This window comes from Aquipseudomonas alcaligenes NBRC 14159 (assembly GCF_000467105.1).
Classification (GTDB): domain Bacteria; phylum Pseudomonadota; class Gammaproteobacteria; order Pseudomonadales; family Pseudomonadaceae; genus Aquipseudomonas; species Aquipseudomonas alcaligenes.
Map to the genome: position 1 here is coordinate 252,414 of NZ_BATI01000006.1, position 19,899 is coordinate 272,312.

Sequence of the window (19,899 nt, forward strand, 5' to 3'; positions counted from 1 at the left end):
CGGATCAGACCAGTTTCTCGAGCTCCGGTACGGCTTCGAACAGGTCAGCGACCAGGCCGTAGTCAGCCACCTGGAAGATCGGGGCTTCTTCGTCCTTGTTGATCGCGACGATCACTTTGGAGTCCTTCATACCGGCCAGGTGCTGGATGGCACCGGAGATGCCGACCGCGATGTACAGCTGCGGCGCGACGATCTTGCCAGTCTGGCCGACCTGCATGTCGTTCGGCACGAAGCCGGCGTCGACGGCAGCGCGGGAAGCGCCGACGGCAGCGCCCAGCTTGTCGGCCAGGGCGTACAGGTGCTTGAAGTTGTCACCGTTGCCCATGCCACGGCCGCCGGATACGACGATCTTGGCAGCGGTCAGTTCCGGACGGTCGGACTTGGCCAGCTCTTCGCCGACGAAGGACGACTTGCCGGCGTCGCCGCCAGCAGCCACGGCTTCGATGGCAGCGGAGCCGCCTTCGGCAGCAGCGGCATCGAAGCCGGTGCCACGTACGGTGATCACTTTCACGGCGGCCGAGGATTGCACGGTAGCGATGGCGTTACCGGCATAGATCGGGCGCTTGAAGGTGTCGGCGCTTTCAACGGCGATGATCTCGGAGATCTGGTCAACATCCAGGGCAGCGGCGACGCGCGGCAGGATGTTCTTACCGTTGCTGGTGGCGGCAGCCAGGATGTGGCTGTAGCCCTTACCCAGTTCGGCAACCAGCGGAGCGACGTTTTCCGGCAGCTGGTTGGCGAAGGCGGCGTTATCGGCGACCAGTACCTTGCTCACGCCAGCGATTTTGGCAGCGGCTTCGGCAGCGGCACCGGCGTTGGCGCCAGCGACCAGAACGTGAATGTCACCACCGATTTTCTGAGCGGCGGCCACGGTGTTCAGGGTGGCAGCGGCCAGAGCGGCGTTAGTGTGTTCAGCAACAACCAAGATAGTCATTTAGATTACCTTCGCCTCGTTCTTCAGTTTCTCGACCAGTTCAGCCACGGACTTGACCTTGATGCCGGCGCTGCGGGCAGCAGGCGCTTCGACTTTCAGGGTCTTGACGGTGGAGGTGGTGGAAACGCCCAGGGCGTCCGGGGTAACCACGTCCAGCGGCTTCTTCTTGGCTTTCATGATGTTCGGCAGCGACGCGTAGCGCGGCTCGTTCAGACGCAGGTCGGTGGTGACGATCGCCGGCAGGGCCAGGGCGACGGTCTGCAGGCCGCCGTCGATTTCGCGAGTCACGTTGACCTTGTCGCCAGCCACTTCGACCTTGGAGGCGAAGGTGCCCTGGGCGAAGCCGGTCAGGGCGCCCAGCATCTGGCCGGTCTGGTTGTTGTCGCTGTCGATGGCTTGCTTGCCCATGATGACCAGTTGCGGCTGCTCCTTGTCGACCACGGCTTTCAGCAGCTTGGCCACGGCCAGGGAGTTCAGCTCTTCGTTGGTCTCGACCAGGATGGAACGGTCAGCGCCCAGGGCCAGGGCGGTGCGCAGTTGTTCCTGAGCGGCGTTCGGGCCGATGGTGACGACGACGATCTCGCTAGCGACGCCCTTCTCTTTCAGGCGAACGGCCTCTTCGACGGCAATTTCGCAGAAGGGGTTCATCGACATCTTGACGTTGGCGAGGTCGACGCCGGAGTTGTCCGCTTTGACGCGGACTTTGACGTTGTAGTCGACCACTCGTTTGACAGCTACAAGAACCTTCATGGATTCCTCGTTACTCTCCGGTGAATAAGAATGTCGCCAAGGCGAGCCTGGCCGGTGATGCTAGTCGGCCGGAACCGACGGTCAGCCCATACGGCGAACGCAAAACCGACCGTATCTTGACCGGAACGCCTTTTTCGGTCAACACGAAAAACCGCCCTTTTATCTGGCGCCAGCCCTTGCGCTATCAGGCTTTGAGAAAATTCAAACAAACGTTTGTATTGGACGCCGAAGGGTCTGTATATATAATGCCCAGCGCGCAGGCCAGAGAAAGCCTAGCCAAGCCAGATCAACAACACCGAAGAAGCCTTGAGTAGGAGATTCTCTGTGGAACGCGAATTTATGGAATTCGACGTCGTCATCGTCGGCGCCGGCCCTTCCGGCCTGTCCGCCGCCTGCCGACTGAAGCAGAAGGCCGCTGAAGCCGGCAAAGAAATCAGCGTCTGCGTGGTCGAGAAGGGTTCCGAAGTCGGCGCTCACATCCTCTCCGGTGCGGTCTTCGAGCCGCGCGCCCTGAACGAACTGTTCCCCAACTGGAAGGAACTGGGCGCCCCGCTGAACACTGAAGTCAAGCGCGACGACATCTACCTGCTGAAGAGCGCCGACAAGGCTGCCAAGGTACCGAACTTCTTTGTGCCCAAGACCATGCACAACGAAGGCAACTACATCATCTCCCTGGGCAACCTGTGCCGCTGGCTGGCCCAGCAGGCCGAAGCCCTGGGCGTCGAGATCTACCCGGGCTTCGCTGCCCAGGAAGCGCTGATCGACGAGAACGGCGTGGTGCGCGGCATCATCACCGGCGACCTCGGTGTGGACCGCGAAGGCCATCCGAAGGAAGGCTACTACACCCCCGGCATGGAACTGCGCGGCAAGTACACCCTGTTCGCCGAAGGCTGCCGTGGCCATATCGGCAAGCAGCTGATCAAGAAGTTCAACCTCGACTCCGAAGCCGACGCCCAGCATTACGGCATCGGCATCAAGGAAATCTGGGACATCGACCCGGCCAAACACGAGCAGGGCCTGGTGGTGCACACCGCCGGCTGGCCGCTGTCCGACGAAAACCCGGGCGGCTCCTTCCTCTATCACCTGGAAAACAACCAGGTAGTGGTCGGTCTGATCGTCGACCTGTCCTACTCCAACCCCTTCCTGTCGCCGTTCGACGAATTCCAGCGCTACAAGCATCACCCGGTGATTGCCCAGTACCTGGAAGGCGGCAAGCGCGTGGCCTACGGTGCTCGCGCCATCTGCAAGGGCGGCCTGAACTCGCTGCCGAAGATGGTCTTCCCGGGCGGCGCCCTGATCGGTTGCGACCTCGGCACCCTGAACTTCGCCAAGATCAAGGGCAGCCACACCGCCATGAAGTCCGGCATGCTGGCCGCCGAGGCCGTGGCCGAGGTGCTGCTGGCCGACGGCCAGGGCGGCGACCTGCTCAATGGCTATGTCGACGGCTTCAAGGCCAGCTGGCTGTACGACGAGCTGTTCCGCAGCCGCAACTTCGGTGCAGCCATCCACAAGTTCGGCGCCATCGCCGGCGGTGCGTTCAACTTCATCGACCAGAACATCTTCGGCGGCAAGATTCCGGTCACCCTGCACGATAACAAGCCGGACTACGCCTGCCTGAAGCCGGCGGCCGAGTGCCAGCGCATCGAATATCCGAAGCCGGACGGCAAGCTGAGCTTCGACAAACTCTCCTCGGTGTTCCTCTCCAACACCAACCACGAGGAAGAGCAGCCCTGCCACCTGAAGCTGACCGACGCCAGCATTCCGCTGTCCGTCAACCTGCCGAAGTTCGACGAACCGGCACAGCGCTACTGCCCGGCCGGCGTGTACGAGGTGGTGACTCAGGAAGACGGCGAGAAGCGCTTCCAGATCAACGCGCAGAACTGCGTACACTGCAAGACCTGCGACATCAAGGACCCGTCCCAGAACATCACCTGGGTGGCTCCGGAAGGCACCGGCGGCCCGAACTACCCCAACATGTAATTCGAGCCTCGACGAAGAAGCCGCCGCAAGGCGGCTTTTTCATGCCTGCGGTTCGCCGACGATGGCCCGTTGCAGGGTGGCGATATCCAGCTTCTTCATCTGCAGCATGGCCTGGGTCGCCCGCTGTACCGCTGCCTACCCCTCGGACAACAGTATCTCCAGAGCACCACCTGCAGCAGTGGCCATAGCAATCTGCTGACCCTGCGGTGCCCCGCCTTCACCCAGTCGTGCCCAGCAGTGATCGACCTCCGCTTGATCACTCCATAGCACCTGCCGGGAAACGGCCTCGTTGAAGTGGGATACAATTCCGCCATTGGGCGCCGCATGCAATTCGAAAACGCCTCGCCGTAGCGAACCACCCGCCTGATGCGCGGGTCCGGAGAGATTTCGCTGCAGAAGGCAGCGCCCCCTCGGCCTGCTCGTCAAACCAGAGGCACGGCACGATCTTCTGCTGCAGTCACATGCCTCACTCTTCGGCCGGCAGGCAACAAAGCCCCCAGCCCAGCGGTCGGCAGGCAATGAAAAAGGGCTCCCGAGGGAGCCCTTGTACTAGCCGTGATAGCGATCAGTGGGCGAACAGCGAACCGCCCTGCTTGCCAGCCAGTTTCTCCGGCTTGATCAGGAAACGGGCCAGGGCCGGCAGCAGCCACAGCGCACCGAACATGTTCCACAGCAGCATGAAGGTCAGCATCAGACCCATGTCGGCCTGGAACTTGATCGCCGAGAAGATCCAGGTGACCACGCCGATGGCCAGGCACAGGCCGGTGAACAGCACAGCCTTACCGGTGGAGCGCAGGGTCTGGTAGTAAGCCTCCTGCAGCGTCATGCCGGCACGCAGGAAGCTTTCCAGGCGGCTGTAGATGTAGATGCCGTAGTCCACGCCGATGCCCACGCCCAGCGCGATTACCGGCAGGGTCGCCACCTTCACGCCGATACCCAGCCAGGCCATCAGGGCGTTGCCGAGGATGGAGGTGAGGATCAGCGGCAGGATGATGCACAGCATCGCGCCGAAGGAACGGAAGGTGATCAGGCACATCAGCGCCACGCAGATGTACACCAGCACCAGGATCTTCAGCTCGGACGTGGCGATCACCTCGTTGGTGGCCGCCTCGATACCGGCATTACCAGCCGCCAGGATGAACTCCAGGCCTTCCTTGTTGTTCTCCGCGGCGAACTCCTGCACCACCCCGACAGCGCGCTTGAGGGTCGCGGCCTTGTGGTCATTGAGGAACACCAATACCGGCGCCAGCGAGCAATCGGCGTTGTACAGGCCATCGGCACGGGCGATGGAGTTGTTGAGGATGTCCGGGTTGCGCGACAGGGTCTCCCACTTGAGGCTGCCCTCGTTCATCCCCTTGATCACCTGCTTGGACACGCTGACCATGGAGATGGCCGACTGCACGCCCTCGGTGTTCTCCAGGCGCCACATCAGCTGGTCCATCGGCGCCAGGGTCTCGTGGGTCGAGCACCCCTCGTTCGGCGTCTTGACCATCACCACCAGCACGTCGGAGCTGGTCGAGTAGTTGCTGATAATGAAGTTGTTGTCCTGGTTGTAGCGCGAGTCCGGACGCAGTTCCGGCGCGCCCTGGTCGAGGTCGCCGACCTGCAGGTTGGCCTTCTGGTACCAGAACGCGGCCACGCCGGCGGACAGTGCGATGACTACCGAAATCGGCGCCACCACCGGGTGAGCGAAGTTGGACAGCAGGCGCCAGAACGGCTGCTCGCGACCGGCTTCGCGCTTACTGCGGTCGACCGCCTTCTTGCTGATGCCGATGTAGGAAATCGCTACCGGCAGCAGGATCAGGTTGGTGAACACGATCACCGCCACGCCGATGGAGGCGCCAATGGCCAGCTCGCGGATCACGCCGATGTCGATCACCAGCAGGGTGATGAAGCCGACGGCGTCCACCAGGATGGCGATCATGCCCGGCAGGAACAGCTGGCGGAACGTCCGCCGCGCGGCCGTCAGGGCGTTGTCGGCATCGCTCGACTGCAGGGCGATACCGTTGATCTTCTGCACCCCGTGGGAGATGCCGATGGCGAAGATCAGGAACGGCACCAGCATCGAATACGGATCGAGACCGAAGCCGGCGAGGTTCATCAGGCCCAGCTGCCAGACCACCGCGATCAGGGTGGTGGAAACCACCGAGATGGTCGAACGGATGCACCAGCTGAACCAGTAGAGCAGCACCAGGGTGATGCCCAGGGCGATGCCGAAGAAGGCCACCACCATGATCAGGCCATCGATCAGGTCACCGACCTTCTTGGCGAAACCGACAATGTGGATCTGCACATTGGGGTTCTGCGCCTGGTACTTCTCGCGGACCTTCTCCTCCAGCTCATGGGAGAACTGGCGATAGTCCAGCTTGACCAGCTTGCTCTGGTCATTCGGGTCCGGGTACTGCTCGAGCAGCGGTACGTCGACGATGCTCGACTTGAAGTTGTTGGCCACCAGACGGCCGACCTGGCCGGACTTGAGGACGTTGTTGCGCAGCTCCTGCAGGCTCTCGGCAGAGCCGTCGTAGGTCTGCGGAATCACCTCGCCACCGTCGAAGCCCTCTTCGGTCACTTCAGTCCAGCGCACGGCCGGGCTCCACAGCGACTTCAGGCCCGAACGGTCGACGCCGGCGATATAGAACACTTCGTCATGGATCTGGCGCAGGGTCTCCATGTACTCCTTGGAGAAGATGTCGCCATCCTTCGCCTCCACGGAAATACGCACGGTGTTACCCAGGTTGGCCAGATCGTTGCGGTGCTCGAGCATCTTCTGGATGAAGGGGTGCTCCAGCGGAATCATCTTCTCGAAGCTGGTCGAGGGGCGAATGTGCGAGGCCTGCCACAGCAGCAGCATGGTGACCAGCGCGCACAGTGCGATGACGACCGGGCGGTTGTTGAAGATCAGGCGCTCAAGAAAAGTCGCCTTGTCCTGATGATGGTTCATGGAACTCATATGCTGATTCGCCCCGGCTTATTGTTTTTTGCCTGGCTCGACGCCAGTCGGAGTAGCGAGGTGCACGCCACCCTGGCCCACCAGGACCAGGTTGCCCGCCGCATCATCGGTGGCGCCGGCCAGCGAGGCGCGGTCGGCACGGTTGACGACGGTGAAGGCACGCCCGGCGTCCTTGCTGGTCAGCACGCTGCCGCCATGACCGACGATGACCAGGGTGCCGTCCTTGAGCAGGCTGCCATTGGCCAGGCCGAACTCCAGCGGACCGCTCTCGGAGAGCAACTTGATCTGCTGCCAGCTCTTGCCGAAATCGGTGGAGCGGAACAGGTTGCCGCGCAGGCCATAAGCTACCAGGGTATTGGCGCTGGCAGTGCCGAGCGCGCCGAACAGGGTACCCTCGTAGGGGCCCTGGACTTTCTCCCAGGTCTGTCCCCAATCGGCGGAACGGAACATGCTGCCCGCCTCGCCCACCACGAACAGGCCGGCATCCTTCACCGCGGTAATGCCGTTGAGGTGATAACCGTCCTCGTTGTCCAGACGGTCGCTGACATCATTCCAGGTCTTGCCGCCGTCGCTGGTTTCCAGCAGCGCACCGTAGGCGCCGACGGCGTAACCGGTGCTGGTATCACGGAACCAGATATCCAGCAGCGGCGCTTCGCGCTCCAGGTCCTCGTGCTGCAGTTCCCAGTTGGCACCGCCGTCGTCGCTGGCGAGGATCTGTGCGTCGTGACCGACCGCCCAGCCATGCTTGTCATCGACGAAGTACACGGCAGTCAGCAGCTGGCGGCTGGGCACGCGGGCCTGCACCCAGTTGCGACCGGCGTCTTCGGAGAACAGGATGTGGCCGCGATCGCCGACGGCGACCAGGCGCTTGCCGGCATGGGCGATGTCCAGCAGCAGGCTGGTCACGGCCTTGGGCGATTCGATGGAGGTAATGGTGGCTGCGTCCGCGGCCTGCAGCGGCAGAGGCGCGGCAAAGGCCAGAACGGAACATACGCTGAGCAGAGACAGCGCTTTCGCCAGCGGCGATGGGTGACGGGCCGGGGCCTGGAAACTCAGGGCGCCGGAGCGGGTGCGCCGCATGACGGGCTCACGCATATATTTCCCCCTTTATTCTTATAGGTGGGTTCATGCCTTCTATCAGGCGGGCTCATGCTATACGGCTTTGGAAAAACCTGACAATCGGCGTGACGTTATGTTTTGTTAAGCGCCGGTTACGCTCGGACAGCGTCATGTCAAAGGCCGCCGGCTTTGCCGGCGGCCTTTCAGCTTACGCTCAGCGCGTACCGACCCGGCGCAGGGTCGCCACCGAGAAGTGGTTGGCGTCCGGTAGCGGCTGGCCGAAGTCGCTGGTGCCGTTCTCCTCGTTGTCGAGGTTCTGCACGTAGTAGCGACCGGACTGCAGATCGTGGAACACGTCCAGCGCCGACCAGGTGGTGGGTAGCTCGTAGTAGTTCTTCAGGTAGGCGACCGAGACGCGCCACAGCTCGCCACGGCTGTCGTACTGATCGGCCAGGGCCACCTGCCAGCTGTCCTCGTCGAGATACAGGGTGCGCTTGCCGTAGATGTGCCGTGCGCCCGGCTTGAGCGTGCCCTCCACCACCCAGACGCGGTGCAGTTCGTGACGGGTGAACTGCGGATCGAGGTGGCCGGGCTTGATCAGCTGGTCGTAGCTGACGTCCGGACTGGAGAGCTGGTAGTTGTTGTAGGGAATATAGATCTCCCGCTTGCCCAGCAGCTTCCAGTCGTAACGGTCCGGCGAGCCGTTGAACATGTCCTTGTCGTCGGCCGTCATCAGGTTGTCGGCGGTGCCCAGCGGCGTGTCGTAGGCCACGCTGGGGGAGCGCCGCACGCGGCGCTGCCCGGCGGCATAGGCCCAGGCCTGGCGCGCCTCCTGCACCTGATCGAGGGTCTCGTGAACCAGCAGCGCACCGCCGGCCAGGCGCGCCGGCGCCTTGGTCACGGCCATGTAGTAGAACAGCATGTTGTCCAGCTGCTCGGCCGAACCGCCTTGGCGGTAGTAGCTGAACAGCGCTTCCTGCTGGGTGGTGATCAGCGCATAGCTGCCGTTGCGCTGCACGCTGGCGTCCGAGGACTGGCGCACGGCGTAGGTGCCGCGATAGCGGGCGACGTGGTTCCACACCGCCTCGACGCCGCTTTGCGGAATCGGGAAGGGAATGCCGCCATAGGCCTCGGCGAAACCATTGCCGCCTTCCAGCAGACGCGCCTTCTCGGCATTGCGCCGGGTGTTGTCGTACACCCACTGCGGTGCCGAGGCACTGCGCCGGGTCTGGTAGACCGGCATCTGGAAGCTGTCCGGATAGGTGCGGAACAGCGCCAGCTGGCCGGGCGTCAGGTGGTCCTGATACTGCTCCAGGTTGGCCTTGCTGATGGTGAACAGCGGTTTATCGCCGGCAAACGGATCGACATGGTGATGGCCCGGCCCGGCATAGCCGGCCGGGGCCTGGGTGATGCCACCGCTCCAGGCGGGAATGGTGCCCGCGGCGTTGGCCGCCTTGTCGCCGCCCAACGGGGTCAGGCTGCTACCCAGCTTGGCCGCTTCCTCGGCGCTTACCGCCGCCAGCGCGGCATTCGACAGGCACAGCAGCAGCCCCGTCGCAAACAGTCCTTTCAACATTCTTGTTGTGCTCCACTCGTTCGGGCCAGGCATGGCTGGCCAGCTGTACGCACCACCACCAGGGTGTGCCGGAAGCCCGCATCCTTTCCGGGAGGCCTGCAGCAATGCCCGGCGCGCGGACTGCCGGCGCGCGTGGATCGGGGCATTGCGGGTGATGACCCATGACCGGGATGGCAAGATGCCAGCCCGAGCGCGCGGCAGTTAAGCAGATTGTGCCAGGCAAAAGCGCCAAGCAGCGCACGTGCGGAGACAGCGACCCAGAGGTCCGCAAGCGGCTTATCGGTCAGGCAAAAAAATATCGACCCGGTCACGGGACCGGGTCGATAGAGGGCCGCTCAAACGAGCGGCTGGAGTAGCCGATGCCTTAGCGGGTGCCGCGGCGGCGCAGTGCGGAAGGGGTGAACTCGCTGTCCTCGGGAACCGCCTTGGCGAAGTTGACGGTGCCCGGCTCCTCGGTATCGAGGTTCTGCACGTAGTAGCGGCGGCTCTGCAGATCGTGGAAGGCCTCCATGGCCGACCAGGTGGTGGGCAGGTCGTAGTAGTTCTTCAGATAGGCGATGGACACGCGCCACAGTTCGCCACGGGTGTCGTACTGGTCGACCACGGCGGCCTGCCAGCTGTCCTCGTCGAGGAACAGGGTGCGCTTGCCATACACGTGGCGCGCGCCCGGCTTGAGCGTGCCTTCCACCACCCAGACGCGGTGCAGTTCGTTGCGGGTCAGCGTCGGGTTGACGTGGCCGATCTTCAGCACATCCTCGTACTTCACCCCCGCCGCGGAGACGCGGTAGTTGTTGTAGGGGATGTACAGCTCCTTCTTGCCCAGCAGCTTCCACTCGTAGCGATCCGGCGATCCATTGAACATGTCGGTATCGTCGGCGGTACGCAGGCCTTCGGAGGCGGCGATCGGCGTGTCGTAGGCCAGGTTCGGCGCGCGCCGTACGCGGCGTTGCCCGGCCGCATAGGCCCAAGCCTGACGCGGCTCCTTCACCTGATCCAGGGTCTCGTGCACCAGCGCCGCACCGCCGGCCAGGCGCGCCGGGCTCTTGGTGAAGTTCAGGTAGTAGAACAGGATGTTGTTGAGGTCGGCGTAGCTGCCCTTCGGATCGTAGTAACGGAACAGCGCCTCGACCTCGGATACCACCGGCGAATAGGCGCCGCTGCGCTGCACGGCCGCCTCCACCGAGCGACGGGTGATGTAGGTGCCGCGATAACGCACGATGTGGTTCCACAGCGCTTCCAGACCGCTCTGCGGAATCGGAAACGGAATGCCGCCATAGGCGTCGGCGAAACCGTTGCCGCCTTCGACCAGCTTGGCGCTGGTGGCGTTCTTGATGCTGTTGTCATACACCCACTGCGGTGCCGAGCCGGAGCGACGGCTCTGGTACACCGGCATCTGGAAGCTCTCCGGATAGGCATTGAACAGGGCGATCTGCCCCGCGCTCAGCTTGTCCTTGTACTGTTCCAGGTTGGCCTTGGTGATGGTGAACAGCGGCTTGTCGTCCGGGAACGGATCGATATGGTGCTGGCCGCTGCCCTTGTAGCCGGCCGGCGCCTGGGTGATGCCTCCGGTCCAGGCTGGGATACTGCCGTCGGCATTGCCGGCCTTTTCCGCGCCGAAGGGGGTCAGCGTACTGCCGAGCTTGGCCGCATCCGCGGCGGAAACGGCGGCCTGGGCGCCGGTGGCGGAAAGCGCGAGAGCGATAGCCGCGCTCATCAGCCTGTGTTTCATCAACATGGTGCTTCTCCGTACTGGCGGGGCGAGCGACGTGACCGCCCGCCCCTGAAAAGGATGGTCAGAAGGAATACTTGAGGTTGACGCCGACGTTGTCGCGGTCGCGGCCGCTGTTGTTCTGCCCGGCACCGTAGTACTCGGTGTACTGCACCTCGGCCTCCAGGCTGTTCAGGTAGCTGGCGCGCAGGCCCACCGAATAGGCCATGGCGCCCTCGACGAAGTTGCCGGTCTGGTGCGAGTTGCCCTGGAAGTTGTGCTTGAACACGGCGAAGGGCGACAGGTTGACCCCGGCATACACATCGTTCCAGGTACCGGACAGGGCCAGGGTGTAGCCATAGGAGTCGGGATCTATCTGGTCGCCACCGTCATAACCGGACACATAAGAGCCATTCGGTCGACCGGTGAAACCACGCTTGCTGCCGTCATAGGCGGTATAGCTGAGGCTGCTGCCGCGGTAGTGCTCGGAGGCAATTTCCGCGACGCCCAGCAGCGAGTCGAAACTGATTGCCGGGCCAAAGTTGTAGATGGTCCCCAGAGACAGGTTGAACGCCTCGACCCGCTCATGGTTGTAGAACATCTCACTGCGGCACAGCTGCTTGCCGGAGATCTCGGCACAGGCCTGATCATTGGGCACTGCACCGTCACCCAGGTTGGTACGACCGAAGAAGGCCTGACCGAGCAGATCGCCGAGCAGGTCGTTGGTAGCGCTGATGGCCACCGGCAGATTCGGCCGGTAAGCGATCTCACCGAACACCGAGGCCTCGCCGATATTGGTATTGAAGCTCAGGCCATACATACGAATGTCTTCGACATAGTTGCGCCGCCCAACGGCGTTGCTGGCCAGGTCGAGAGTGGTGACCGCCGGCGCCAGCAGCGATCCGGCCGGGCCGTAGAGCGCCTCCAGTGCAGCCATGTCCACGCCTTCATAGTGGGTCAGGTCAACCGCCAGTTGCGGCTCCTTGGCGTGGTAGTTGACGAAGTAGAAACCAAACTCGGTGAGATTCAGCTCCTCGGCCACGTAGCGCAGGGCGATACCGTACTGACCATCGTTCTTGGCGTTAAGGTCGCTGCCGACGTTGGCCACCTTGAACACGTTGAACTCGCGATCCAGGTAGGCGTTGGGGCCAAACGGACCGTTGCCCAGCAGATCGGCCGCGACGCCGGTATCGTAGGCATCCATAACTATCGGCAGCAGCGAGTTGTCGTAGGCGGTGTAGGCGGTACGCCCACCTTCTGCGAACAGGTCGGTCTCGGCGAAATAGGTACCGGCTGGGTCGATGGCCGACTCCTTCCAGTTCCACTGGTAGAACGCTTCCAGCGACAGGTTGTCGGTCAGGCCGATGTTGAAGTTGAAGGCCTCCACCGGCACCAGCACCTCCTTCAGCTCCGAGCCCGGCAGGCGGAACTTGGCGGCGTCGATCGGGTTGGTGGTGTTGATACCGCCACGATAGAAGATGCCTTCGCCCCAGTTGAATACCTGGCGGCCGACCTTCACGGTCAGCGGCATTTCGAACAGGTCCCAGTTGCCGTAGACGTAGGCGTCGAGGATCTCGGCACTGCGCCCAGCCTTCTCGCGGGTGCGGTCTGAAAAATGATTGTTGTTCGGATAGCCCTGGCTCGGACGGTAGTCGTCGTTGTCGTTGCGCTTGTCCATGATCTGGGTGTCATAGAAGGCGGTGCCGCGCACAAACAGGCCGTAGTTCTGGTAGTTGGCCTCCAGGTCCGAGGTGACCTTGAACACCTCGGAAACCAGGCCGGTGTCGAAATTGCGATTGCCGTCGTTGCCGTTGGTATCGTCATTGGTCTTGTCCTGGCCCTGCACCCGGTACAGCTGGCCGTAGGACAGCGTGGTATCCAGCGAGCCGGTCACTTCGCCGTCGACGAAGCTGAACTCCACCGCACCCGCCGGCAGCGCCAGCACCAGCGGAATGAGGCCGGCTAAGGCAAAACCCGCCTTGGCAGGGGCGAGACAAAGCGGTGACTTGCGCAAGGGGATGGCCATCGGCAACTCCATGGATCGATTGTTCTTGTTATGGGTTCTGAGCCACTGGCGCGATGTACCGGTCTATGCCGGCTTCGCGAGCGAACCCAAACTATTCAAGATCGATACCAAGAAGGCCCTGACGAACAGCAATTTCGTCTTTCGGGCACGTCAGTCCCAAAAATGGCCAATCAACCCCGAGGATGTCCCAATTTGTCTGCTGCCTGGCGCAGTTTAACCTTGAGAATCGACCGCTTCGGAAGGGGAAAAAGCGTCTGGCACGCGGCCTGGAGCGCAGCAGGAAAGCTGATCAGGCAGAAAGGAAACACCGCGTAACAGCAGGCGTTACCGAGCGCTTGCTTGGTAACGCCTGCACGGGGTCAGGCCAGGCTCTTGCTGACCACCTCGAACACGTCGCTGGACAGCTCGCCGCTGGCCAGGATGCGTTCCAGCTCGGCGCGCATCAGCGCCTGGCGCGAAGCGTCGTACTTGCGCCAGCGGGTCAGCGGGCCGAGCTGGCGCGAGGCGATCTGCGGGTTGGTGGCGTTCAGGCTGATCACCTGGTCGGCCAGGAAGCGGTAGCCGCTGCCGTCGGCCGCATGGAAGTTGACCAGGTTCTGCCCGGCGAAGGCGCCGATCAACGCGCGCACCTTGTTCGGGTTCTTCATCGTGAAGGCCGGATGCTGCATCAGCGCCTGCACACGGGCCAGGCCGCCCGGCAGGGTGCAGGCGGCCTGCACGCTGAACCACTGGTCCATGACCAGCGCATTGTCCTTGAAGTGCTCGGCAAAGGCCTTGAGCGCCTCGGCCTTCTCCGCCTCGAACGGTGAGTTGACCAGCACGGCCAGCGCGGTGAGGCGCTCGGTCATGTTGTCGCAGGCCTCGTACTGTTCCAGAGCTGCGGCCAGCACCTGCGGCTTGCCGGTCAGCATCAGGTAGGACAGCGCGATGTTCTGCAGGCTGCGGCGGGCGAAATGGGCCGACTCGGCCACATAGGGCGTATTGCGCGACACCTCGCGGTTGGCCTGGTAGCGCGCCCACAGCGGCTCGAACAGCGCTTCGGCCAGCTGCGCACGGGCGAACTCGCGGGCCGCGTGAATGGCATCAACGTCGGCCACGTCGCTGATCTCGGTCAGGTAGCCCTCGCCCGGCAGCGACAGCATCTCGGCAACCATGGCCTGATCCAGACTGTCGTTCTCCAGCACGCTGCGCAGGGCGGCGACCAAGCGTGGATCGAGCACCAGCAGCTCGCCACGCTGATGCTGGCCGATCAGCTCCTGCAGCACCTGCACGGCCAGCTGCTGGCCGGCCTCCCAGCGGTTGAAGCCGTCGGAATCGTGCTGCATAAGGAACATCAGCTGGTCGCGGCTATAGGGGAAGCTCAGCTTGACCGGCGCGCTGAAGCCGCGCAGCAGCGAAGGCAGCGGCTGCTCGGCGATATTGACGAAGGTGAAGGCCTGCTCGGCCTGGGTCACCTGCAGTACGCGGCTGGTGCCGACCGGCTTGTCTTCGCCGACCAGCTGCAGCGGCAGTTCGCGGCCCTGGGCGTCGAGCAGGGCCAACTCCAGCGGGATGACGAAGGGCAGCTTCTCGGCCTGGCCAGGGGTGGCCGGGCAGCTCTGGCGCAGCTGCAGGCGGTAGGTGTTGGCCGCCGCGTCGTAGCTCTCGCTGACCTCCAGGCGCGGCGTGCCGGCCTGGCTGTACCAGCGCTTGAACTGGGTCAGGTCGACGCCACTGGCATCCTCCATGGCCTTGATGAAGTCATCGCAGGTCACCGCCTGGCCGTCGTGGCGGGCGAAGTACAGGTCCGACCCCTTACGGAACAGCTGCGGCCCGAGCAGGGTGTGGATCATGCGCAGCACTTCCGAGCCCTTCTCGTAGACGGTCAGGGTGTAGAAGTTGGAAATCTCCATGAAGCTGTCCGGGCGCACCGGGTGGGCCATCGGGCCGGCATCCTCGGCGAACTGGTGGGTACGCAGGTAGGCCACGTCCTCGATGCGCTTGACCGTGCGCGAGTTCATGTCGGCACTGAACTCGGCATCGCGGAACACGGTGAAGCCTTCTTTCAGCGACAGCTGGAACCAGTCGCGGCAGGTCACCCGGTTGCCCGACCAGTTATGGAAGTACTCGTGGGCCACCACCGCCTCGACGCGCTGGTGGGCGGCGTCGGTGGCGGTCTCGGCCTTGGCCAGCACGCAGCTGGAGTTGAAGATGTTGAGGCCCTTGTTCTCCATGGCGCCCATGTTGAAGTCGTTGACCGCGACGATCATGAAGATGTCCAGGTCGTACTCGCGCCCGTACACCTCCTCGTCCCACTTCATCGACTTCTTCAGGCTGTCCATGGCGTGCTGCACCTTGTCGATGTTCTCCGGTTCGACGTAGATGCGCAGGGTGACTTCGCGCGCGCTCATGGTGGTGAAGCGGTCTTCCACGCACCAGAGGTCGCCGGCGACCAGGGCGAACAGGTAGGCCGGCTTCTTGAACGGGTCTTCCCAGGTCGCCCAATGGCGGCCGCCCTCCTCGCTGCCGCTGGCAATCGGGTTGCCGTTGGACAGCAGCACCGGATAGCGATGCTGCTCGGCGCTGAGCGTGGTGGTGAAGGTGCTCATCACGTCCGGGCGGTCGAGGTAGTAGGTGATCTTGCGGAAGCCCTCGGCCTCGCACTGGGTGCAGAACATGCCGCTGGACTTGTACAGGCCCTCCAGCGCGGTGTTGCTTTCCGGGTGGATGCGCACGCTGCTGTCGATGACGAACTGTTCCTGCGTCGGCTGCAGGGTCAGGTGGCTGTCGGTCAGCTGGTAGTCGGCAGCACCGAGCACCCGGTCGTCCAGCTTCAGCTCCAGCAGTTCCAGCTGCTGGCCGTCCAGCACCAGCGCCGGAAGGCCGGCGCCGGCATCGGGGTTACGGCGCATCACCAGCTGGGCGTGCACCAGGGTGTGGTCCTCGAACAGCTCGAAGGTCAGGTGGGTCTCGTCGATCAGGTAGTCGGGAACCTGGTAGTCCTTGAGGTAGATCATCTTCGGCTGTTCGGTACGCATGGCTTGTGGCCTCTTATTCGGTGAGTACGGCGACCTGGTAGGCCGTGTATTTGCGCAGGTTGATCACGCCCGTGTCGAGGATCAGGTACTGGCCCTTGATGCCCCGGAGGATGCCCTCCACCACTGGCGTCTTCTCGAGGTCGTGGCTGGCCACCTTGGTCGGGTAGGCCTCCACCGGGTAACGGATTTCCAGCACCTCGGCATCGCCGACCGGCTGGATCGCCTGCAGGCCAAAGCGCTGCTGCAACCCAGCAATGCCCTCGGCGCAGCTTTCCAGCAGTTGGTCGCGGATGGCCGGCAAATCGAGTGGTACGGCATCGCCCTTGAGCAGCGCGCGCCAGTTGGTCTTGTCCGCCACCTGGGTGCGCAGCAGGTCTTCGACCAGCCCGGACTGCTGGCGGGTGGCGACACGGAAGATCGGCAGCGCCTGGCTGGCGCCCTGATCCAGCCAGCGGGTGGGAATCTGGCTGGCGCGGGTGATACCGACCTTCACCCCGGAGGAGTTGGCCAGGTACACCACATGGTCGGTCATGCAGAAACGCTCGCCCCACTCCGGCTCGCGGCACGTGCCGGCGTCGAAGTGACACTTCTCCGGACTGACGATGCAGCTGTCGCACTGCGCCAGCTTGGTGAAGCAGGGGTAGCAGTAGCCCTGGGAGAAACTCTTCTTGGTCTTGCGCCCGCAGTGGGTGCAGTGGATGGCGCCGAGATACTCCAGGCGCACGCGCTTGCCCAGCAGCGGGTTGACCGGCACTTCCTGCTCGTCCAGGCGAAAGGCGTACTGCGCCGTTTCCCCCAGGCGCACGGCCATCTTGCTCAGACTGCCGCGGCCGAGCTCGTTCATCGTGGTCATCAGTGCAGGGTGTCGTTGGACTTGAACAGCAGGTTCGGGATCGGCTCGGCGTGCGACTGGCACTCCTGCGGGCCCATGTAGCCGGTGCGTTCTTCCTCGGGCAGGTTCTGCACCTCCCAGGCGATCATGGCCTGCAGCGACAGCTCCTTCTGCTCCTGGGTGAGCTTGCGGCCGTCCGGCCACTTGCCGATCTCCACCGCCAGCTTGAGGCTCTGGTAGATCTCAGGGGTGATGTTCTCGATCATTTCGGCAAAGGACGACATCGCGGACTCCAACAGGGAAAGCCAAACAGGGCGCCAAGTTTACCGGCGCAGACGCGCCAGCGCACCGCCGATCAGGCCAGCGGCGCAACCGGCGACCAGGCCGCCGACATGGGCAGCGTTGGCGATGGCACCAAGGCCCAGGGTGTCGATCACCCCGGACAGGCACACCAGCAGCCAGATCAGCATCATCGCCAGCACGCCCCGCGGCAACTGGTAGGCCGGTGTCGGTGCCAGCAGCTGAAAAATCCAGCAATAACCGAGCAGGCCGTAGAGCACACCAGAGAGACCGCCGAACAGAGAGGGACCGCCAAACCAGAACTGGGCAAAATTGGAAAGCAGGCCGAACAGCAGGGTCAGCCCGAGCAGGGCCAGGCCACCGTGGCGGTACTCGATGCGGCGACCCAGCTCCCAGTACCACAAGGCATTCATGGCCAGGTGCAGGATGCCGAAGTGGATCAGCATGGGCGACAGCAGGCGCCACCATTGCCCTGCCGCCAGGCTAGCCGTCCAGGGTTGGAAATAGAGATATTCGCCCTGAATCTGGAAGTCCTGGAAGGTCAGCCAGCGCAGGGCGGCAAAGTTGTCACCGAGCAAAGTCACGCCGGCGACGACCAGGGTCAGCAACAGCACCAGCGCGGTCATCCCGCTGGCCCGCAGCTGCGCGACCAGGCCCGGTCGCGACGGCCGCGCCGGCGTCGGTATCTGCTCCTCGGCCGCCCCTTGCGGATAGCTCAGATACAGCGCGCGCACCTGCTCGGCCAGCGGCTGGCTGGGCACCCAGAGCACCTGGGCACCGCGCTCCTCGCTGACCCGGTGCGGCACCTGCAGGCGCCGCAGCAGGCCGACGAAACCGCTGAGGTCCTCCTGCAGCGGCCGGCGCAGCGCTTCCACCGGGCTCATTGCGGTGCCTCCGGACGTTCCACCTCGACCCAGACGAACTTGTTCGGGTCGATCTGCGTCTCCTCGTCCAGACGGTAGGCCACCAGCTTGCCGTACATCACCGCGCTGTAGTCCAGGCAGGCCAGGTTGGGGCGGATCGGCGTCGGCCGGCCGCGGCGCCAGTAGTGGCCGACGAACAGCATCGGCTCGTCGACGCCGTATTGCAGCAGGCGGCCCTTGTCGGTCGGGCTCAACGGCAGGCTGGCCACGCTCTCGGGCAAGGCATCGGGCTGGAACACCACATCACCGTAGGTCTGCGGGTCGTCCTCCCAGAATTTGGTGCGGAAGTAGGCGCGGGTGAAGCCTTCCTCGCTGGTCAGGGTCAGGCCCTGTGGCAGGCGCAAGTCGGTGCCGCGCAGCAGGCGCTCGAACACCCGGTTGGCGAAGCTGCCAGGCACCGCCGAGGCGCTGACGAAGGCACGGTCGATGCGGCCATCGGCAAAGCGCTGGCGCAGCTGACCGATCAGTTCGCCATCCCAGCAGGCGTGCACCAGGCGGAAGCGCCCGGCGTCGATGAACAGCGGCAGCTGCTGGAACCAGTCGAGGAAGTCGTGCCAGTCCGCCGGGTGTTCCTCGAACTGGCGGAAGGTCTGCTGCAGCAGGCGCTCGTGGCGCGGCGTGTGCTCACGCACATGGCGCCGCTCGCTGTTGGCCGGCGCCTCGGTGTACCAGCCGAGGGCGTTGTACTCGTGGTTGCCCATGATGCACAGCGCCTGACCGGCCTCGACCATGTCGTGCACCAGGTGCAGGGCCTCGCGAATGCGCGGGCCGCGGTCGATGATGTCGCCGAGGAACAGCACCATGCGCCGCGGGTGGCGCCACACGCTGCCATGCCGGCTGTAGCCCATCTGTTCGAGCAGGCGCTCCAGGCTGCGTCCACAGCCGTGCACGTCGCCGATCAGATCATAGCCACGCCCGCTGTCCAGCAGCATGTCAGTCGTGGCTCCACTGGCGGCCGCCCCAGCCGAGCTTGGTGCGGCAGGCCTCGTAGTAGTTGTGGTCGAGCGGGTGGATCAGGCGCAGCTTCTGCGGCTTCTTGGCCACCGTGATGGTGTCGCCGGGCGCGCAGGTAAAGTGGTTCTGGCCGTCGCAGGACACCAGCGGATAGATCGGCAGGTCGTCGGCCACGACGATCTTCAGTTCGCTGTTGCCGTCCACCACAATGGGGCGGCTGGACAGGGTGTGCGGGTACATCGGCACGATGACCATGGCATCCAGCTTGGGGTGCATGATCGGCCCGCCGGCGGACAGCGAGTAGGCGGTGGAGCCGGTCGGCGTGGCGATGATCAGGCCGTCGGCCTTCTGACTGCAGACGAAGTGGCCGTCGATGAACAGCTCGAACTCGATCATCTTGGTCGACTTGCCCGGGTGCAGCACCACATCGTTGAGCGCATCGCCCTGGCCGATGGCCTCGCCGTGGCGGCGCACCTCGGCCTCCAGGAGGAAGCGGCTTTCCTCGAGGAAACGCCCTTCCAGCACCTCGGCGACCTTGACCTCCAGCTCGTCCGGCTTGATGTCGGTGAGAAAGCCCAGGCTGCCGCGGTTGATGCCCAGCACCGGGATCTTGTGGCGGGCCAGGGCACGGGCGGCGCCGAGCATGCTGCCGTCGCCGCCGACCACCACGACCAGGTCGCAGACCTCGCCGAGGATTTTCCGCGAACAGGTCTGCAGACCGTGGCCGGGCAGCACTTCGGCGATGGTGTCCTCGAGGATCACGTGCAGGTGACGCTCGAGCAGGAACTTCTTCAGGCGGCGGATGGTGTCGAGCACCTGGGCGCTGCCCAGGCGGCCGATGATGCCGATATTGCGAAACTGCTCCATGGGGCGCTCTGCAACGGGGAGAA

The 19,899-nt window shown here is 64.0% G+C and carries 16 protein-coding genes; 2 read left to right on the forward strand and 14 right to left on the reverse strand.

Annotated features, from left to right (window positions below; all coding sequences use genetic code 11):
• Nucleotides 1-4: 4 nt before the first annotated feature.
• On the reverse strand, nucleotides 5-934 hold the full coding sequence (locus tag PA6_RS04435; RefSeq protein WP_021699683.1) for an electron transfer flavoprotein subunit alpha/FixB family protein: 930 nt from the start codon (nucleotides 932-934) through the stop codon (nucleotides 5-7).
• Nucleotides 935-1,684 carry an electron transfer flavoprotein subunit beta/FixA family protein gene (locus PA6_RS04440; protein ID WP_021699684.1) on the reverse strand — a complete coding sequence of 250 codons (750 nt, stop codon included), beginning with the start codon at nucleotides 1,682-1,684 and terminating at the stop codon, nucleotides 935-937. It lies immediately after the preceding gene.
• Nucleotides 1,685-1,704: 20 nt separating this feature from the next.
• On the opposite strand from PA6_RS04440, the gene PA6_RS23310 reads away from it, so the two are divergent.
• Nucleotides 1,705-1,998, forward strand: a complete 294-nt coding sequence (locus tag PA6_RS23310; RefSeq protein WP_147289526.1) for a hypothetical protein — start codon at nucleotides 1,705-1,707, stop codon at nucleotides 1,996-1,998.
• Nucleotides 1,999-2,008: 10 nt separating this feature from the next.
• The gene (locus PA6_RS04445; protein ID WP_021699685.1) at nucleotides 2,009-3,664 is read left to right on the forward strand and encodes an electron transfer flavoprotein-ubiquinone oxidoreductase; all 1,656 of its coding nucleotides are present in this window, start codon (nucleotides 2,009-2,011) and stop codon (nucleotides 3,662-3,664) included.
• Between the two features lie 135 nt (nucleotides 3,665-3,799).
• Here PA6_RS04445 and PA6_RS24530 read toward each other — a convergent pair whose 3' ends face one another.
• The 12 genes from PA6_RS24530 to PA6_RS04505 all read right to left on the reverse strand — a co-directional run bounded on the left by PA6_RS24530 (nucleotide 3,800) and on the right by PA6_RS04505 (nucleotide 19,876).
• On the reverse strand, nucleotides 3,800-3,934 hold the full coding sequence (locus PA6_RS24530) for a hypothetical protein (protein WP_370453130.1): 135 nt from the start codon (nucleotides 3,932-3,934) through the stop codon (nucleotides 3,800-3,802).
• A 295-nt stretch (nucleotides 3,935-4,229) separates the two neighbouring features.
• Nucleotides 4,230-6,605, reverse strand: a complete 2,376-nt coding sequence (locus PA6_RS04450; protein ID WP_021699686.1) for an efflux RND transporter permease subunit — start codon at nucleotides 6,603-6,605, stop codon at nucleotides 4,230-4,232.
• 27 nt (nucleotides 6,606-6,632) lie between these two features.
• Nucleotides 6,633-7,709 (reverse strand): WD40/YVTN/BNR-like repeat-containing protein, encoded by a 1,077-nt coding sequence (locus tag PA6_RS04455; RefSeq protein ID WP_021699687.1) that lies wholly within the window; start codon nucleotides 7,707-7,709, stop codon nucleotides 6,633-6,635.
• A gap of 178 nt (nucleotides 7,710-7,887) precedes the next feature.
• Nucleotides 7,888-9,249, reverse strand: coding sequence for a DUF1329 domain-containing protein (locus PA6_RS04460; RefSeq protein WP_021699688.1), 1,362 nt, complete (start codon nucleotides 9,247-9,249; stop codon nucleotides 7,888-7,890).
• A gap of 364 nt (nucleotides 9,250-9,613) precedes the next feature.
• Nucleotides 9,614-10,984 (reverse strand): DUF1329 domain-containing protein, encoded by a 1,371-nt coding sequence (locus PA6_RS04465; protein WP_021699689.1) that lies wholly within the window; start codon nucleotides 10,982-10,984, stop codon nucleotides 9,614-9,616.
• A 58-nt stretch (nucleotides 10,985-11,042) separates the two neighbouring features.
• The gene (locus PA6_RS04470) at nucleotides 11,043-12,983 is read right to left on the reverse strand and encodes a DUF1302 domain-containing protein (protein WP_021699690.1); all 1,941 of its coding nucleotides are present in this window, start codon (nucleotides 12,981-12,983) and stop codon (nucleotides 11,043-11,045) included.
• 359 nt (nucleotides 12,984-13,342) lie between these two features.
• Complete coding sequence (gene pepN / locus PA6_RS04480; RefSeq protein WP_021699691.1) at nucleotides 13,343-16,000, reverse strand: aminopeptidase N; 2,658 nt, start codon at nucleotides 15,998-16,000, stop codon at nucleotides 13,343-13,345.
• A gap of 13 nt (nucleotides 16,001-16,013) precedes the next feature.
• Entirely contained in the window at nucleotides 16,014-16,844 is an 831-nt protein-coding gene (locus PA6_RS04485) for a DUF2797 domain-containing protein (RefSeq protein WP_021699692.1), read from the reverse strand.
• An 8-nt stretch (nucleotides 16,845-16,852) separates the two neighbouring features.
• Entirely contained in the window at nucleotides 16,853-17,116 is a 264-nt protein-coding gene (locus tag PA6_RS04490; protein WP_021699693.1) for a YeaC family protein, read from the reverse strand.
• A gap of 39 nt (nucleotides 17,117-17,155) precedes the next feature.
• Nucleotides 17,156-18,016 carry a rhomboid family intramembrane serine protease gene (locus PA6_RS04495; protein ID WP_021699694.1) on the reverse strand — a complete coding sequence of 287 codons (861 nt, stop codon included), beginning with the start codon at nucleotides 18,014-18,016 and terminating at the stop codon, nucleotides 17,156-17,158.
• Nucleotides 18,013-18,984, reverse strand: coding sequence for a metallophosphoesterase (locus PA6_RS04500; RefSeq protein ID WP_043216286.1), 972 nt, complete (start codon nucleotides 18,982-18,984; stop codon nucleotides 18,013-18,015). Before PA6_RS04500 ends, PA6_RS04495 begins: the two co-directional genes overlap by 4 nt.
• Before the next feature lie 4 nt (nucleotides 18,985-18,988).
• Nucleotides 18,989-19,876, reverse strand: a complete 888-nt coding sequence (locus PA6_RS04505; RefSeq protein WP_021699696.1) for an NAD(+) kinase — start codon at nucleotides 19,874-19,876, stop codon at nucleotides 18,989-18,991.
• Nucleotides 19,877-19,899: the final 23 nt, after the last annotated feature.

What these genes read in the sequence shown, in the direction of transcription:
- PA6_RS04485 (WP_021699692.1), bottom strand. Translation starts at nt 16,844, where the DNA reads ATGAACGAGCTCGGCCGCGGCAGTCTGAGCAAGATGGCCGTGCGCCTG.
- pepN (WP_021699691.1), bottom strand. Translation starts at nt 16,000, where the DNA reads ATGCGTACCGAACAGCCGAAGATGATCTACCTCAAGGACTACCAGGTT.
- PA6_RS04450 (WP_021699686.1), bottom strand. Translation starts at nt 6,605, where the DNA reads ATGAACCATCATCAGGACAAGGCGACTTTTCTTGAGCGCCTGATCTTC.
- PA6_RS04455 (WP_021699687.1), bottom strand. Translation starts at nt 7,709, where the DNA reads ATGCGTGAGCCCGTCATGCGGCGCACCCGCTCCGGCGCCCTGAGTTTC.
- PA6_RS04440 (WP_021699684.1), bottom strand. Translation starts at nt 1,684, where the DNA reads ATGAAGGTTCTTGTAGCTGTCAAACGAGTGGTCGACTACAACGTCAAA.
- PA6_RS04505 (WP_021699696.1), bottom strand. Translation starts at nt 19,876, where the DNA reads ATGGAGCAGTTTCGCAATATCGGCATCATCGGCCGCCTGGGCAGCGCC.
- PA6_RS04435 (WP_021699683.1), bottom strand. Translation starts at nt 934, where the DNA reads ATGACTATCTTGGTTGTTGCTGAACACACTAACGCCGCTCTGGCCGCT.
- PA6_RS04470 (WP_021699690.1), bottom strand. Translation starts at nt 12,983, where the DNA reads ATGGCCATCCCCTTGCGCAAGTCACCGCTTTGTCTCGCCCCTGCCAAG.
- PA6_RS04495 (WP_021699694.1), bottom strand. Translation starts at nt 18,016, where the DNA reads ATGAGCCCGGTGGAAGCGCTGCGCCGGCCGCTGCAGGAGGACCTCAGC.
- PA6_RS04465 (WP_021699689.1), bottom strand. Translation starts at nt 10,984, where the DNA reads ATGTTGATGAAACACAGGCTGATGAGCGCGGCTATCGCTCTCGCGCTT.
- PA6_RS04460 (WP_021699688.1), bottom strand. Translation starts at nt 9,249, where the DNA reads ATGTTGAAAGGACTGTTTGCGACGGGGCTGCTGCTGTGCCTGTCGAAT.
- PA6_RS04490 (WP_021699693.1), bottom strand. Translation starts at nt 17,116, where the DNA reads ATGTCGTCCTTTGCCGAAATGATCGAGAACATCACCCCTGAGATCTAC.